The 13361-nt window shown below is 71.3% G+C and carries 14 protein-coding genes; 4 read left to right on the top strand and 10 right to left on the bottom strand.

From position 1 onward, the window contains the following. Window positions 1-18: 18 nt before the first annotated feature. Window positions 19-966 carry a J domain-containing protein gene (locus LXM50_RS08695; protein ID WP_233310920.1) on the top strand — a complete coding sequence of 316 codons (948 nt, stop codon included), beginning with the start codon at window positions 19-21 and terminating at the stop codon, window positions 964-966. A gap of 108 nt (window positions 967-1074) precedes the next feature. Here LXM50_RS08695 and LXM50_RS08690 read toward each other — a convergent pair whose 3' ends face one another. After that, on the bottom strand, window positions 1075-1656 hold the full coding sequence (locus LXM50_RS08690) for a carboxymuconolactone decarboxylase family protein (protein ID WP_233310919.1): 582 nt from the start codon (window positions 1654-1656) through the stop codon (window positions 1075-1077). Beyond that, the gene (locus LXM50_RS08685; RefSeq protein ID WP_233310918.1) at window positions 1643-1969 is read right to left on the bottom strand and encodes a hypothetical protein; all 327 of its coding nucleotides are present in this window, start codon (window positions 1967-1969) and stop codon (window positions 1643-1645) included. Before LXM50_RS08685 ends, LXM50_RS08690 begins: the two co-directional genes overlap by 14 nt. A 111-nt stretch (window positions 1970-2080) precedes the next feature. On the opposite strand from LXM50_RS08685, the gene LXM50_RS08680 reads away from it, so the two are divergent. Beyond that, window positions 2081-3826 (top strand): sensor histidine kinase, encoded by a 1746-nt coding sequence (locus tag LXM50_RS08680; RefSeq protein ID WP_233310917.1) that lies wholly within the window; start codon window positions 2081-2083, stop codon window positions 3824-3826. Continuing rightward, on the top strand, window positions 3817-4482 hold the full coding sequence (locus LXM50_RS08675) for a response regulator transcription factor (protein WP_233310916.1): 666 nt from the start codon (window positions 3817-3819) through the stop codon (window positions 4480-4482). Before LXM50_RS08680 ends, LXM50_RS08675 begins: the two co-directional genes overlap by 10 nt. A gap of 28 nt (window positions 4483-4510) precedes the next feature. Here LXM50_RS08675 and LXM50_RS08670 read toward each other — a convergent pair whose 3' ends face one another. Together LXM50_RS08670 and LXM50_RS08665 are read right to left on the bottom strand one after the other, a co-directional pair. Then, a complete protein-coding gene (locus LXM50_RS08670; protein WP_233310915.1) occupies window positions 4511-5818 on the bottom strand; it encodes a serine hydrolase in 1308 nt (435 codons plus the stop codon). A gap of 4 nt (window positions 5819-5822) precedes the next feature. Further along, complete coding sequence (locus LXM50_RS08665; RefSeq protein ID WP_233310914.1) at window positions 5823-6053, bottom strand: hypothetical protein; 231 nt, start codon at window positions 6051-6053, stop codon at window positions 5823-5825. A gap of 201 nt (window positions 6054-6254) precedes the next feature. Here LXM50_RS08665 and LXM50_RS08660 point away from each other — a divergent pair, with 201 nt between their 5' ends. Next, entirely contained in the window at window positions 6255-7568 is a 1314-nt protein-coding gene (locus LXM50_RS08660) for a serine hydrolase (RefSeq protein ID WP_233310913.1), read from the top strand. A 14-nt stretch (window positions 7569-7582) separates the two neighbouring features. Here LXM50_RS08660 and LXM50_RS08655 read toward each other — a convergent pair whose 3' ends face one another. The 6 genes from LXM50_RS08655 to LXM50_RS08630 are packed head-to-tail and all read right to left on the bottom strand — an operon-like array spanning window position 7583 to window position 13359. Continuing rightward, the gene (locus LXM50_RS08655; RefSeq protein WP_233310912.1) at window positions 7583-8197 is read right to left on the bottom strand and encodes an alkylhydroperoxidase domain protein; all 615 of its coding nucleotides are present in this window, start codon (window positions 8195-8197) and stop codon (window positions 7583-7585) included. 1 nt (window position 8198) lies between these two features. Then, entirely contained in the window at window positions 8199-8786 is a 588-nt protein-coding gene (locus LXM50_RS08650) for a CMD domain protein (RefSeq protein ID WP_233310911.1), read from the bottom strand. Next, complete coding sequence (locus tag LXM50_RS08645; protein WP_233310910.1) at window positions 8779-9873, bottom strand: putative FMN-dependent luciferase-like monooxygenase; 1095 nt, start codon at window positions 9871-9873, stop codon at window positions 8779-8781. The genes LXM50_RS08650 and LXM50_RS08645 overlap by 8 nt, the downstream gene beginning before the upstream one ends. Continuing rightward, complete coding sequence (locus tag LXM50_RS08640; protein WP_233310909.1) at window positions 9870-10595, bottom strand: ABC transporter ATP-binding protein; 726 nt, start codon at window positions 10593-10595, stop codon at window positions 9870-9872. The genes LXM50_RS08645 and LXM50_RS08640 overlap by 4 nt, the downstream gene beginning before the upstream one ends. Continuing rightward, complete coding sequence (locus LXM50_RS08635) at window positions 10592-11560, bottom strand: ABC transporter ATP-binding protein (RefSeq protein ID WP_233310908.1); 969 nt, start codon at window positions 11558-11560, stop codon at window positions 10592-10594. Before LXM50_RS08635 ends, LXM50_RS08640 begins: the two co-directional genes overlap by 4 nt. Beyond that, window positions 11557-13359: an ABC transporter permease gene (locus LXM50_RS08630; protein WP_233310907.1), complete on the bottom strand. Its 1803-nt coding sequence runs from the start codon at window positions 13357-13359 to the stop codon at window positions 11557-11559. Before LXM50_RS08630 ends, LXM50_RS08635 begins: the two co-directional genes overlap by 4 nt. Window positions 13360-13361 lie beyond the last annotated feature (2 nt).

Raw genomic sequence — 13361 nt, 5'->3', positions numbered from 1 at the left:
GACCACCCGAGGAGGGCGATGTTCGACAGTCCGCTCTCCGCCTCCGCGTACGAGGTGCTCGACGTCGCCGCGCACGTCTCCGACGACGAGCTCCGCCGCGCCTACCGGCTCCAGCTGCGCCGCACGCACCCCGATACGGGAGGCGACGCGACCGTGTTCATCCAGGTGCAGCGCGCCTGGGAGCTCGTCGGCACGCCAGAGCTGCGCGCCGCCTACGACCGCGGGCACGGATTCTCCGACGACGAGGCCCCGTGGGACGGCTGGCGTGCACCCGACGCGCGCACCGACACCCGGCCACGAGCGAAGACCTACGGAGCCGCGGGCGGGAGCCGGCGCCGGCACTATGTCGCGCAGGTGCGCGCCTGGGCCGGATCCGACGTGCCGGATCCGTATGATCCCGCCTTCGTGCGCACGGTCCCCCGCGAGCTGCGCCGCATACTCGCGAACGCCCTCGCCGAAGAGCACACCGCCCGCACGGTCGCCGATCTGGGCATGGGCTTCACCGCCTGGCACGACGTGGCGGTGCCGGCCGGCGCACCCGCGGCCGGCACAGGCGTCGGGGCGCCCCCGCACCCCGACACCCTCGACCACATCGTGCTCGGACCGAGTGGACTCTACGGCCTGATGTCCGCCGATTTCGGCGAGATCGCGCGCTTCCGTGCCGGCGAGGTCATCGGGTCCGGCGCCGGATCCCGCGCTCCGATCACCGCGCTCGTGACGCAGGTCCGCACGATCGCGCGCGCGGCGCGGGTGCGCTTCGGCGGGGCGATCCTGGTGCTCCCCGACGACGACCTCGCCCAGGCGACGGCGCCTCTCGGCGCGATCCGCGGCACCACCGTCGTGGTCGTGCGCCGCAGCGCCCTGCGCCCCTTGCTCCGCGCCGGTGTGCCGGGATCCCGCACGATCGGCGGCACCGAGCTGTTCGACCTGCGCACTCGGATCCAGCAGACGGTCCGGTTCGCCTGAGCGACGGGTCCCTCCACCGCGATTCCCTCCTCTCAGCGGCTTCCCCTCCTCTGGTTGACGCCCGCCAGAGGGGGCGAGCACGCCGCGGGGAGGGAAACGCAAGAGGCGTCAGGAATAGCCGCGGCGCAGCAGCATCCCCGCCGCGCGGTCGAACTCCTCGGCGGTCGGAAGCGCGAAATCGAGGGCATTCGCATTGCGGGTGATCACGGCGAACACGGCGGCGACGGCTGCCGCATCCTCGAGCTCTGCGACGGTGACGCCGGCATCGAGGGCGGCACGGGCATCCGCCGCCGACAGCCCGTCCGGATCCTTCGTCATCGTCTCGAGGAAGGCCAGGACGGCACGAAGGCGTTCATCGATCGGCGCCGAGCGGAAGTCCGCGAGCACCGCATCCACGACGGCCGGCTCCATGCCGCGCACCGAGATCGCTCTGTGCGCGCCGACGCAGAACGGGCAGGCGTTCCAGCTCGCGACCATCGCCGCCATCAGTTCGCGCTCCGACACCGACCAGGGGCTGGGCCCTCGCATCGCCTTCTGCGTCCACCGGCCCAGCACCGGCCCTGCGAAGCCGCGGTCGTAGAACGCCACCCGTGCGGCGTCGGGCAACCGATATCCCGCCAGCCGCGAGATCCCGCGGATCAACAGACGGTGCATCGGGCTGTCACCGCGTTCGACCTCAGCGAGCCTCATCCGCGACCTCCTCGATCGCGAGGATCGCCGTGTCCCACCGACGCAGCGCGGCGCCGACACCCGCCGACATGATGACTTCGAACGCGCCCCGATCGGATCCGGCCTGCCGCCGCGCGGCCGCGACCAGCTCGTCGGTCACACGGTAGGACGCCTCGCCCACGGTCCGCGCCAGTGCCGCATACGGCTCGGCCACTGCCGCCTCGGCACCGGCGCCGATCCGCATCGCGCCGCTCGTCGCATGTGCGTCGACGCCGCTCGCCACGGCGGCCCGCAGGTCCTCCGCGAGGATCCGGTGCTCCACGTTCGCAGCCATGCCCCGAACCTACCCCTGCACAGGACCCAGGCCCATGGTCATCGCACCCCGCCGCGCGACATCATGGGGTGTGCGCGTCGTGCGCACCCGGTGCGGCGAAGAAGGAGAGCGATGACGGATCCGGCGACCGTCGACCCGTCCTCCGCCGTGCACCGTCGCGGCGGCTCCGAACGCCCCCTGCCCGCGGCCCTCGTCATGATCGCGGTCTTCGCGTTCCTCCTCGGCGCGGTCGAACTGGGCGTCGGGCTGCGCACCCCCGACACGCTCTGGGTGGTGGCGTTGTTCACCGGCGTGTTCTGGATCTGGGTCGCCGCGGGACTGCTCGCGTGGTGGCGCCGCCCGCACAACAACACCGGCCTGCTGCTCGTGATCGGCGGCATCGCGCTGTTCCTCGCCGGGCTCGTGAACCTCGACGTCGACGCGCTCTCGGTTGTGAGTGCGATCTTCGCGACGAGTCCGCTCGCCATGACGATGCATCTGCTGCACGCCTTCCCGTCCGGGCGCCTGCGCGGTCGCCTCTCGATCACGACCGTGGTGCTGGGCTGGGTCGCCTGCCCGGTCTCCCAGCTCGCGCTCGTGCTCCTCTCCTCGTCCGCGCCGACCGCGGTCCCGCTCGTCGGCGCCGCGCAGAAGACGCTCGGGATCACGGTGATGGTGCTCACGGCGGTCGTGCTGGCCCGGCGTCTCGTCGTCGCCGACCCCGGCCATCGGCGCGTGCTGCTCCCCCTGTTCGGCTACGGCATCGTGGCCGTACTGCTGCTCGCCTTCGCACCCACGATCGTCGGCGCGCTGGGGTGGGACAGGTCGATCGGCGGCGTCACGCAGCTCATCGTGTCCGCGGCGATCCCGGTCGCATTCCTGCTCGGGGTGCTGCTCGGCGGGTTCCGTCGTACCGGCGAGCTGGAGCCGCTCAGCGCGTGGCTCGGCATCACCGGCGCGGGCGGGCCGGCCGTCGCCCGCGCCCTGGCCGGCACCCTCGGCGATGACTCGCTGCGCGTCGTGTACTGGTCCGCCGAGCGCGGCGAGTACGTCGACGAGACCGGCGGACCGGTCGACCCCGCCCAGCGCGGCCCCGACCGCGGCTGGTGCGAGATCCGGGTCGACTCACGACTTGTCGGCGCGATCGTCTACGACACCCGGATGACTGCGGATCCGGCGCCGGTGCGGCGGGCGGGCGATGTGCTCGCGATCGCGATCGACCGCGAGCGGCTCACCGCTGAGCTGCTCGCGAGCAACGACGCCCTCACGCAGTCGCGGATCCGGCTCGTCGAGACCGCCGACCGGGAGCGATCCCGCATCGCGCAGGATCTGCACGACGGCATCCAGGTGCAGCTCGTGCTGCTCGCCCTCGCCGCGCAGACCATCGCGAACGCCCCCGACGCGAGTCCCGAGACGAGCGCGGCCTCGGCGCGCCTCCGGCACGGGATCGACGAGGCGGCGGCCGACCTGCGTCGCCTGGTGCACAACGTGCTGCCGGTCACGCTCACCGAGCGCGGGCTGACCGCCGCTGCGGAGGATCTCGTCGACCGGCTCGCGATCCCCGCGACCCTCGAGGCCGCCATCGACGACGCCACGATCTCGTCGACGACCGCGCACACCGCGTACTTCATCATCGCGGAGGCGCTGACGAACACGGTCAAGCACTCGAAGGCGTCGTGGGTGCGAGTCAGCCTGCGTGCCGAGGACGGCCTGCTGCGCATCGCCGTCCGCGACAACGGCGTGGGCGGGGCGAGCGTGGACCGCGGTGCGGGTCTGCGCGGCCTGCTCGACCGCGTCGACGCGCTGGGCGGCCGCTTGCGGATGCGATCGGATCCGGGACACGGCACCGAGGTGAGGGTGGAGCTGCCATGCGCGTGATGATCGGCGAGGACGAGGTGCTGCTGCGCGAGGGCCTGCGGCACCTGCTCGCACAGGACGGGTTCGAGGTCGTGGCGGCCGTCGGCGACGCCGAGGCGCTGCTCGAGCAGGTCGAGCTGCTCGCGCCGGAGCTGGTGATCACCGACATCCGCATGCCCCCGACGCACACCGATGAGGGGCTGATCGCCGCGCTGCGGATCCGCGAGGCGCATCCCCGGATCCCGGTCGTCGTGCTCTCGCAGTACGTGCAGCGCCGCTACGCGACGGAGCTGCTCGACCAGAACAGCGGGGGCTTCGGGTATCTGCTCAAGCAGCGGATCGCGGACGTCACCACGTTCACCGCCGATCTGCGCCGGGTGGCCGCGGGCGGCACGGCGCTGGATCCCGAGGTCGTCTCGGTGCTGGTCACCCGGGCGAGCCGCGCGAGCGGAGCCGTCGGCTCGCTCACGCCGCGCCAGCTCGAGGTGCTCTCGCTCATGGCGGAGGGCCGCAGCAACGCGCGGATCGCGACGGACCTGTTCCTCTCCGAGAAGGCCGTCGTGCAGCACACCTCGCACATCTACACCGCGCTCGGGCTGTCCGTCGACGGCGACGACCACCGCCGCGTGCTCGCCGTGCTGCGGTTCCTCGCCTCGGTCGCGGAGGAGTACCGCTGAGGCGGATCCATCCCCAAGGGCCCGGGCGTCACTTCCGGGGCGGCGGGACGTAGGCGGTGCCGAGCTCACCGGTGAGTGCGACCAGGAGCCGCACGGCGGGCGTCTGGCAGATGGCGTCCCCGGGATCATCGGTGAGCGTGGGCGAGGTCGTGCAGCCGCCCGACGCGATGTCGCTGTTGGTCTGCACCGCGACCGTGGTGTCCGTCGCCGTGTCGTAGAAGAGCGAAGTGTTGTAGCCGGCGAGGTCGCCGGTGTGCCCGACCCACCCCTGCGAGCAGCTCAACCCGAAGCCGTAGCCGATGTCCGAGAACGACGTCAGCCGCAGAGTCTGGGTCTTGGCGTCGACCAGCCCCTGCCCGGTGCCCAGCGCGCGGCCCATGGTCAGCAGATCGTCGATGTCCGAGATGATCTCGCCGGCTGTGAAGCTCCAAGACGGGTTCCAGTCCGTGGAGTCGGCCGGGGCGTCCGGGGTCGCGCTGTTCCCGTTCAGCGTGTACCCGCGGGCGTACGGCTCGGGCAGCGCGGCCGAGGTCCCGGGCCACGAGGTGTTCGCCAGGTGCAGCGGGTCGAAGATCCGCGACTGCATGAGGGCGCCGACGTCCTGCCCCGTCACCTTCTCGATCACCTTCCCGAGCAGCACCGTGTTCGTGTTCGAATAGGCGAAGCCCTCACCGGGAGGGAACAAGGGCGAGACGGCGGCGCCCGCGGCGATGACCTCCTCGGGCGTGTAGACGGCGGTCGGATCCGCGAAGTACTTCGCCAGGAGCTTGTCGTTCATGGTGTAGCTCGCGATCCCACTGGTCATGTCGGCGAGCTGCGTGAGCGTGATGGTGTCGCCGTTCGGGATGCCGTCCACATACGTCCCGATGGTGTCGTCGAGCGCGAGCCTGCCCTCCTGCGCGAGCTGCAGCACGATCGTCGCCGTGTACATCTTCGTGAGCGAGGCGATGCGGGTGTGCATGCCGACCTGCATCGGTGTCCCGGCCAGATCGGCGTTCCCGTAGGCCTTGGTCCAGGTGCCCTCGGGCGTGCGGACCCCCACGACCGCGCCCGGGGAGGCACCGAGGGCGAAGGCCTTCGCCGCCGCGGCGTCGAGCGCGGCGACGGTCTCCGCGGGCAGCGCGGACATCGTCTTCGCGCCGGGCTTCGCGGCGATGGTCCTGGCCGGATCCGCGACGCATCCGGCCGCCGCCGGGGTCGCGGACCGCGACGGCGAGGCCGTGCCGGGCGCGGCGCCGGACGGACCGGAGCAGCCGGCCAGGACGAGAGCGCCGGTGACCGCGGCGAGCGCGAGCGCGCGGCGCAGGACTTGTGGGACAGTGCGGGAGGACGCCATCGTCTCAACCTCCGTAGATGCGCTTCATGGGCGATATGGTGATCGTGGCCGCGGGCGGGCGCGCGCCGGCGGTCCCGGTCATCGCGTTCGGGTCGGAGCCGATCCGGAAGGGGTCGTCGGGAGAAACGGGGGCGGATCCGTGCCGCTTCGTCACGCCGAAGGTCGCGGTGATGTCGCCCTGTGAGGTGCGCACGAGCATCGTCGCTCCCCGCCGCACCTCGGCCTCTGTCGCCATCGTGAGCCTCCTCGTCGCGCACATCGGTCCACCGCGCGTGCGGATCCGACCCTCGTCTCCCCCCTCGAGCATCCCCATGCGACCACAAGTCTCCCCGGGTCGGGCGGGCGCCGGAATGGGCCTACGTCTATTCCTCCCGGATGCCGCGGGTGCCAGAGTCTCCTCTGAGGGAAGGATCGATCTGCCCGAAGGAGCCCCGACATGGTCACCGCCCGTCTCGCGAAGCCGCTCGCGCTCGCGGCCGCCCTGCTCGTGCTCGCGGGCTGCTCCGCTCAGCCCTCGACCGGCCCCGCCTCCACGGGCTCCGGAACCCCCTCATCCACGGTGCCGGCGGTCTCGACCTGCGTCGCCGATCCGTCGGCGGTGGTGGCCCGCACCGCGGACCTGCCGACCTCGGCGCTTCCGGACGATCTGACCACGACGATCGACAAGGCCGCCCAGGAGGCGTTCGCGCAGACCTCGGCAAAGGGTGCGGTCGTGGCCGTGCAGTCGCCGAAGGGGCTGTTCCTGAAGGCGTACGGCGTGGCGGATCCGGCCACCGGAACGCCGATGACGACCGACATCTACCAGCGCGTCGGATCCATCACCAAGACCTTCACCGGCACCCTCACGATGCAGCTCGCCGCCGAGGGCACGCTGAGCCTCGATGACACCATCTCTCGGTACGTCGACGGCGTGCCGCGCGGCGACGAGGTCACCATCCGCATGCTGGCGGACATGACGAGCTCCGTGACGAGCTACACGAAGGACGAGGCCTGGCAGAAGATCTTCTTCTCCGAGCCGGACCGGGTCTGGAAGCCGGAGGAGCTGCTCAAGGCCGGCATCTCGCTCCCGCCCCAGGACTTCGCCCCCGGGACCGCGTTCGACTACTCGAACACCAACACGATCCTGCTGGGCCTGGTGATCCAGAAGGTGACGGGCAAGAGCTATCAGGATGTGCTCGCGGAGAAGATCCTCACTCCGCTGGGCCTGACGCACACGATCTTCCCCGCCGGCTCCGCCGCGTTCCCGGATCCGCACGCGCAGGGCTTCACTCTGCAGGGCGGCCATGGCACCCCGCAGGACCCGGCGAACACCTCGAACTGGAACCCGTCCTGGGGCTGGACCGCCGGCGAGCTCATCTCCAGCGCACAGGACCTGCTGACGTACGGGCGGGCCGAGGCGACCGGAGCGGGACTCGTGCCGGCGAAGGACCAGATCGAGCGGCTCACGTCGTTCCGCGAGTTCAACGGCCACGGCAACGGCGGATACGGCATCGGCTGGGGCTGCCAGAACGGCTGGGTCGGCCACACCGGCGAGCTTCCGGGCTACAACACGGCCATGTTCTACAGCACCAAGGACGACACCACGATCGTCACCATGGTGAACAGCGACATCCCCTCCGGCGACTGCCCGAGCGATGCCCGCACCCTGACGGACAACCCGACCGACCTGCCGTGCAGCTCCCCCGCGACCCGGATCTTCCAGGCCCTGGCCACGACGCTGGGCACGCCGTTCGCCCCGCAGAAGAAGTAGGCGACGGGGCCGGGTCAGGCCTTCGGCGCCGGGGGCGTCGGTTCGCCGAGCGACAGCATGAGGCGGTTGGCCCAGTTGAAGAACGACGCGCTCTGCACCACGTCGACGATCGCCTGATCGTCCAGGCCCGCCGCGCGCAGCGCCTCGACGTGCGCGGCGCCGAACCGCGACGGGGTGGCCGTCAGCGCCGCCGCGGCCTCGATGATCGCGGTCCAGCGCTCGTCCTGCGCGCCGTCGATGCCCTCGTCCAGCAGGCGCTGCACGTCGTCTCGGCGCGAGGGCGCCTGGATCGTCGCGAACCGCGAGTGCACGGAGGCGCAGAACAGGCAGCCGTTGACGCGCGAGGCCGCGGCGGCGGAGATCTCCCGCTCGGCCCGGCCGAGACCGGCGTCGGTGTTGTAGAAGATGTCGTTGTCGGCACGGGTCCGGGCTCCCAGCACGACGGGATCGCGCACCAGCAGTCGGAAGTACGGGCTGGCGGCCCGGGAGCGCTCGACGAGGGCCGTGTAGTCGTCGTCGGTCAGCTCGGCCTCGGGCTTCGGCTCGAGCCACGGCACCCAGCCGAGCTCCTCCTGCGTGAACACGTGCGGCGGGGTCACCTCGGGGTGACGAAGAACCAGCTCTGCCATGTCAGATCGTCTCCTTGAGCACGCTGAGCCCCGCGATCACACGGAGCTGGAAGTGGGTGAACGCGACGAGCTGCGACACGGTCACGACGCCGTCGGTGCTCCAGCCCGCGTCGAGCAGCGTCTGCAGCGTGTCCGGGCTGGCGTCGCGGGGACGGTAGGTGAGCAGATGCGCATGCTCGAGGGCCGCGGCGAGCCGCTCCCCCGTTGCGGCGCGGAGAGCCGGAGGCGCGACCCAATGCGGGCCGTCCTCGTCCTCGACGCTCAGAGGCCCCTCCGGGTACGCCCCGTACGGACCGGTCGTCACCGCACCGGGCAACGCCGCCGCGATCGCGGCGGTCAGCCCGGGATCGGCGTCATCCAGCAGCACCCGGTAGTGGTCGGCGAGGCCCTGCGCGCGGCTGAGCGCGGCGACCCAGTAGCCCAGTGCCGCGCGCTCCGCCGCGGTCGCCCGGGCGAGGTCGGTGGGTGCCGTGATGAGCCCGTCGTACGTCGCCTGGGCGTCGCTGCGTGCCACGGGCCGCTTGGCGCGCAGCGCGTCGAGCGCGCTGCCAGGGCCGATGCCGACGAGGTCGTCGATGAGATCAGACATGGCTCTCCTCTGCGATGGCCGGGGCGAAGAGGTCGGGGGCGGATCCGGCCCGGCTCCAGCCCAGCGCCGGGGCGACCTCGGTCGCGATGAGCTCGAGCGAGCGCAGCAGCACGTCGTGCGGCGGGTCGACCGGGTGCGACTGGAACACGATGTCGGTGGCCGAGGCGAGCACGTGGTCCTGCGCGAGCTCCTCGATGATCTGCTCGGGCGTGCCGATGTGCAGGTCGAACAGGATCCGCAGCTCGTCGTCGCTCGCTCCGCCCGGCACCGTGATCCCCATCGGCCGGGCCGCGGGCAGAGAGCGCTCGATGCCGCGCGCCAGCAGCGCCGGGACGTCGGCCTCGTCGTCGACCACGACCAGCCCGCGCGAGGCGAACGTGCGCGGCGCGACGCCGTCCGGAAGCGCCGCCTGGTAGGCGTCGATCACGAGCCGCTGGGTGTCGGCGAGCGCGGTGAGACCGGATCCGGCCGTGTGCGGCTGCGACTTCGAGAGCATGAGGCCGGATCCTGCGGCTCCGATCCGGGCCGCGCCCTCGGGCGAGAACGTGGCCTGCCAGAGCGTGTCGAGCACCTCGGGCGCCGCCGGGTACAGCCTGCCGCCGTCAGCGGTGAGCTCGTCCCCGCGCAGCGCCTCGTGCAGGCGCGCGAGGTGCCGGCCGTAGATCACGCCGCGCTCCTTGGGGTCGTGTCCGAACGGCGGGAAGGAGTTGGGGGTGCCGCCGCTGCCGACGCCGAGCTCGAAGCGTCCGTCACTGAGCAGCGACAGCACGGCGGCATCCTCCGCCACGCGCAGCGGCTCCTCCAGCGGCAGCGTCACGATGCTGGTGCCGAGAACGATGCCGGTGGTCTGCGCGGCGGCGTGCGCCAGGAAGACGAACGGCGAGGGCAGGCCGCCCTCGTCCTCGTGGAAATGGTGCTGCGCCACCCACGCGGTATCGAAGCCGAGCCGCTCCGCGGTGCGGATCTGCTCGAGCGCCAGCCGGTAACGTTCGATGGGCGGCGCGGCGTCGAGCACCCGCGTGAAGAATCCGAGCCGAGGGCCGGATCCGCGATCCGGGCCGGACGAGGACGGGGTCTGTGCGGTCATGAACCGCTCCTTCCGAGGTAGGCCTCTTGAATACGGGGATCGTGCAGCAGTTCCTGCGCCGAGCCCTCGGCGACGATCTCGCCCGTCGCCAGCACGTAGCCGCGCGACGCGATCGACAGAGCGAGTTCCGCCTGCTGTTCCACGAGGAGCACGGCCACGCCGAGCTCACGGTTGAGCCGTGCGATCTCGTCGAGCACCTGGTCGACGAGCTTGGGCGAGAGTCCCATCGTCGGCTCGTCCATGCAGATGAGCCTCGGCCGGCTCATCAGCGCCCGGGCGAACGCGAGCATCTGCTGCTCGCCGCCGGAGAGCGTTCCCGCCTCCTGCCGGCGGCGCTCGGCGAGCCGCGGGAAGTGCTCCCGCATCCGCTCGATGTCCTCGGCGATCCCGGCGCGGTCGCGGCGCGTGTAGGCGCCGGCGTAGAGGTTCTCGTCCACGGTCATCTGCGGGAAGACCCGTCGCGCCTCGGGCACGCTGGCGATGCCCGTCCGCACCCGCCGCGCGGTGGAGCGGTGCGTGATGTCGTCGCCCGCGAACCGGATCCGCCCGTCCTTGACCTTGTTCAGCCCCAGGATCGACTTCATGGTCGTGGACTTGCCCGAGGCGTTGCCGCCCAGCAGCGACACGATCTCGCCCTCGCCGACCTCGATCGACACTCCGCGCAGCGCGTGGAACGGGCCGTAGTAGACGTCCAGCGCGTCCAGGCTCAGCAGGGCGGTCATGCGGATCCCTCCTCGCCGGTCTCGAGATCACTGCGTTTCGTCTCGGTCTCGCTTCGCTCGTCCTCGCTCAACGACCCCGAAGGAGAAACGGCCCCGGCGTCCTCGCGCAACGACCCCGGCGCCGAAGCGGGGGCTTCCCGCCGCCGGCCGAGATAGGCCTCGATCACGGCGGGGTCGGTGCGCACGCTCTGCGGGTCGCCCTCGGCGATGATCCGGCCCCCGTCCATGACGATGACCCGGTCGGAGACCGTCATCACGAGATCGAGCTTGTGTTCGACGAGGAGGATCGCCTGCCCCGCGGCCTTCAGCTCGAGCAGCTGCGCGAGCACCTCGGCGGTCTCGGACTGGTTCATGCCGGCGGTCGGCTCGTCGAGCACGAGCAGCTTCGGCTGCAGCGCGAGCGCGCGGGCGATCTCGGTGCGCCGGCGGTTCGCGTAGCTCAGCGTGTACGCCGGGTCGTCGCGCCGCGGGCCGAGCCGAGCCTCGAACCGGTCGACCTCCAGGTCGATGATCCGGGCGATCTCGGCGCGCTCCCGCCGGGCGGCCGGGGTGCCGAAGATCGCGACGAACAGCTCGGCGAGCAGCGGGATCCAGCGCAGCAGGAAGACGTGCGAGAGCCGCCGGAACGGCCGGTGCGCGTGCAGCTGCGAGTGGATCCCCACCTCGATGTTGTCGGCGACCGAGAGCGTCGCGAACACGCGGCCGTTCTGGAAGGTGCGCGCGATCCCGTGCTCCGCGATGTCCACGGTCTTCGCGTGGTCGATGCGGGTGCCGTCCAGCGCGATCGTGCCGCCGTGCGCGGGGATGGTGCCGGTGACGAGGTTGAGCGTGGTGGTCTTGCCGGATCCGTTGGGTCCGATGATCGAGACGACCTCGTGCGGCCGCACCTGGAACGAGACGCCGTCGACGGCGCGCACACCCTCGAAGTGGCGTTCCAGGCCGGTGACGTCGAGCAGGGCGGTCATGAGTTCCTCACCAGGACGCCGCCGGGCCGGAAGCGCACGACGAGGATGAGCACGAGGCCGTAGACGATGATCCGCCACTCCGGGGTGAAGCGCAGCAGCTCCATCGCCCCGATGAGCACGATCGATCCGACGACCGCGCCGTAGGGCAGCCCCACACCGCCGAGGATCACGATCGTGACCACGAGGAGCGACATCAGCATCGTGAACATCGTGGTGTCGATGTAGGTGTACTGATGCGCCAGGAGGGATCCGCCGATGCCGGCGAAGAACGCCGAGATCGCGAACGCGAGCGCCTTGTAGTCGCGCACCCGCACCCCCGAGGCGAGGGCGGCTACCTCGTCGGATCCGACCGAGGAGATCACCTTGCCGAGGTGAGAGCGCCGGATCCGCCACATCACCAACAGGGTGAGCACCAGCACGACGAAGTCGATGAGGTAGTAGGCGAGCGGGGTGTTCAGGTCGATGCCCGCGATGGACGGCACGGGGATCCCGTACACGCCCTGCGGCACGAGCAGCTGGATCACGGCGACGATCGCGATGCCGAGTCCCAGGGTGGCGATCGAGATGTAGTGGCCCTTCACCCCCCAGATCGGCGAGGCGAGGATCGACGCGATCACGGCGGCGCCGATGCCGGCGAGCGGCAGGGCGACCCAGAACGACAGGTGCAGATGCACACTCAGCAGGGCGGAGATGTACGCGCCGATCGCGATCGGGCCGGCCTGGCCGAGCGCCAGCACGCCCGCCTGACCCGCGGTGACGGTGAAGCCCGCCGCGATGATCGCGTAGATGAGCACCTGGGTGCCGGTCGTGAGCACGTACGTGTCGGCGAGCACCGGCACGAGCACGCCGAGCACGACGAACCCGGCGATCCACACCCAGCGCGGGATGCGGAGGGGCCGCCCCTTGCCGAGGAACGTGCCGGTGAGCGGCTCGGTCGAGATCAGCGGCACCTTGCCGAGCAGTCCGCCCGGGCGCACGATCAGCACGATCAGCAGGACGACGAAGACGATGATCTGGCGCGCCGCATCGCCGAGCCAGTAGATCCCGAACGCCTCCAGGATCCCCAGCACGAAGCCGCCGACCACGGCGCCGACGAGCGATCCGAGCCCGCCGAGGGCCGCGGCCACGAAGGCCGTCATGCCGATGTTGAGCCCGGAGACGGGATTCACGACGCCGATGTAGAGCGAGAAGAAGATGCCGGCGAGGCCGCCGAGGCCCGACGCGATCACGAACGAGAGGTTCTGCACCGCGCCGACCGGGATGCCCATCTGCAGGGCCGCCTCCTGATCCTGCGCGGTGGCTCGGATGGCCCGACCGGTGCGGCCGTACTTCAGGAACAGCGACATCGCGACCATGACGACCGCCGTGACGCCCAGCATCACCAGATCCGAGGTGCCGAATCGCATGTTCCCGAGGTGCAGGTTCGAGGTGGGCAGCACCTGCGGGAACGACCGGAACTGCGCCGAGAACGCGAGCTGCGATCCGTTGTCCAGGATCTGCGCGACCGCGTACGTGGACAGCATGGCGGCCAGCGGCAGGTACTTCGCGAGCCGGCGCACCACGGCGACGTTGATCACGAGCCCCAGCACCGCGCAGATCGCGAGCACGAGCGGCAACGCGATCCAGAACGGCTGCTGCAGCTGCACGACGAAGAACCAGGCGAGCATCGCGCCGAGCCCGAAGAACGAGAACTGCGCGAAGTTGACGACGTTCATGACGCCGAAGACGAGGGAGATGCCGACCGCTCCGAGGGCGTAGACGTTCCCTCGGAGCAGGCCGGCGATCAGAGTGTCGAGCATGG

It is taken from the genome of Microbacterium sp. Au-Mic1 (assembly GCF_021341785.1).
Taxonomy (GTDB): domain Bacteria; phylum Actinomycetota; class Actinomycetes; order Actinomycetales; family Microbacteriaceae; genus Microbacterium.
Note: the sequence above shows the minus strand (reverse complement) of the source record. Positions and strands in the feature narration are given on the sequence as shown.

Bases quoted from the DNA above. Each gene is read 5' to 3' on its own strand.
- LXM50_RS08695 (WP_233310920.1), top strand. From the start codon at position 19: ATGTTCGACAGTCCGCTCTCCGCCTCCGCGTACGAGGTGCTCGACGTC.
- LXM50_RS08690 (WP_233310919.1), bottom strand. From the start codon at position 1,656: ATGAGGCTCGCTGAGGTCGAACGCGGTGACAGCCCGATGCACCGTCTG.
- LXM50_RS08685 (WP_233310918.1), bottom strand. From the start codon at position 1,969: ATGGCTGCGAACGTGGAGCACCGGATCCTCGCGGAGGACCTGCGGGCC.
- LXM50_RS08680 (WP_233310917.1), top strand. From the start codon at position 2,081: ATGACGGATCCGGCGACCGTCGACCCGTCCTCCGCCGTGCACCGTCGC.
- LXM50_RS08675 (WP_233310916.1), top strand. From the start codon at position 3,817: ATGCGCGTGATGATCGGCGAGGACGAGGTGCTGCTGCGCGAGGGCCTG.
- LXM50_RS08670 (WP_233310915.1), bottom strand. From the start codon at position 5,818: ATGGCGTCCTCCCGCACTGTCCCACAAGTCCTGCGCCGCGCGCTCGCG.
- LXM50_RS08665 (WP_233310914.1), bottom strand. From the start codon at position 6,053: ATGGCGACAGAGGCCGAGGTGCGGCGGGGAGCGACGATGCTCGTGCGC.
- LXM50_RS08660 (WP_233310913.1), top strand. From the start codon at position 6,255: ATGGTCACCGCCCGTCTCGCGAAGCCGCTCGCGCTCGCGGCCGCCCTG.
- LXM50_RS08655 (WP_233310912.1), bottom strand. From the start codon at position 8,197: ATGGCAGAGCTGGTTCTTCGTCACCCCGAGGTGACCCCGCCGCACGTG.
- LXM50_RS08650 (WP_233310911.1), bottom strand. From the start codon at position 8,786: ATGTCTGATCTCATCGACGACCTCGTCGGCATCGGCCCTGGCAGCGCG.
- LXM50_RS08645 (WP_233310910.1), bottom strand. From the start codon at position 9,873: ATGACCGCACAGACCCCGTCCTCGTCCGGCCCGGATCGCGGATCCGGC.
- LXM50_RS08640 (WP_233310909.1), bottom strand. From the start codon at position 10,595: ATGACCGCCCTGCTGAGCCTGGACGCGCTGGACGTCTACTACGGCCCG.
- LXM50_RS08635 (WP_233310908.1), bottom strand. From the start codon at position 11,560: ATGACCGCCCTGCTCGACGTCACCGGCCTGGAACGCCACTTCGAGGGT.
- LXM50_RS08630 (WP_233310907.1), bottom strand. From the start codon at position 13,359: ATGCTCGACACTCTGATCGCCGGCCTGCTCCGAGGGAACGTCTACGCC.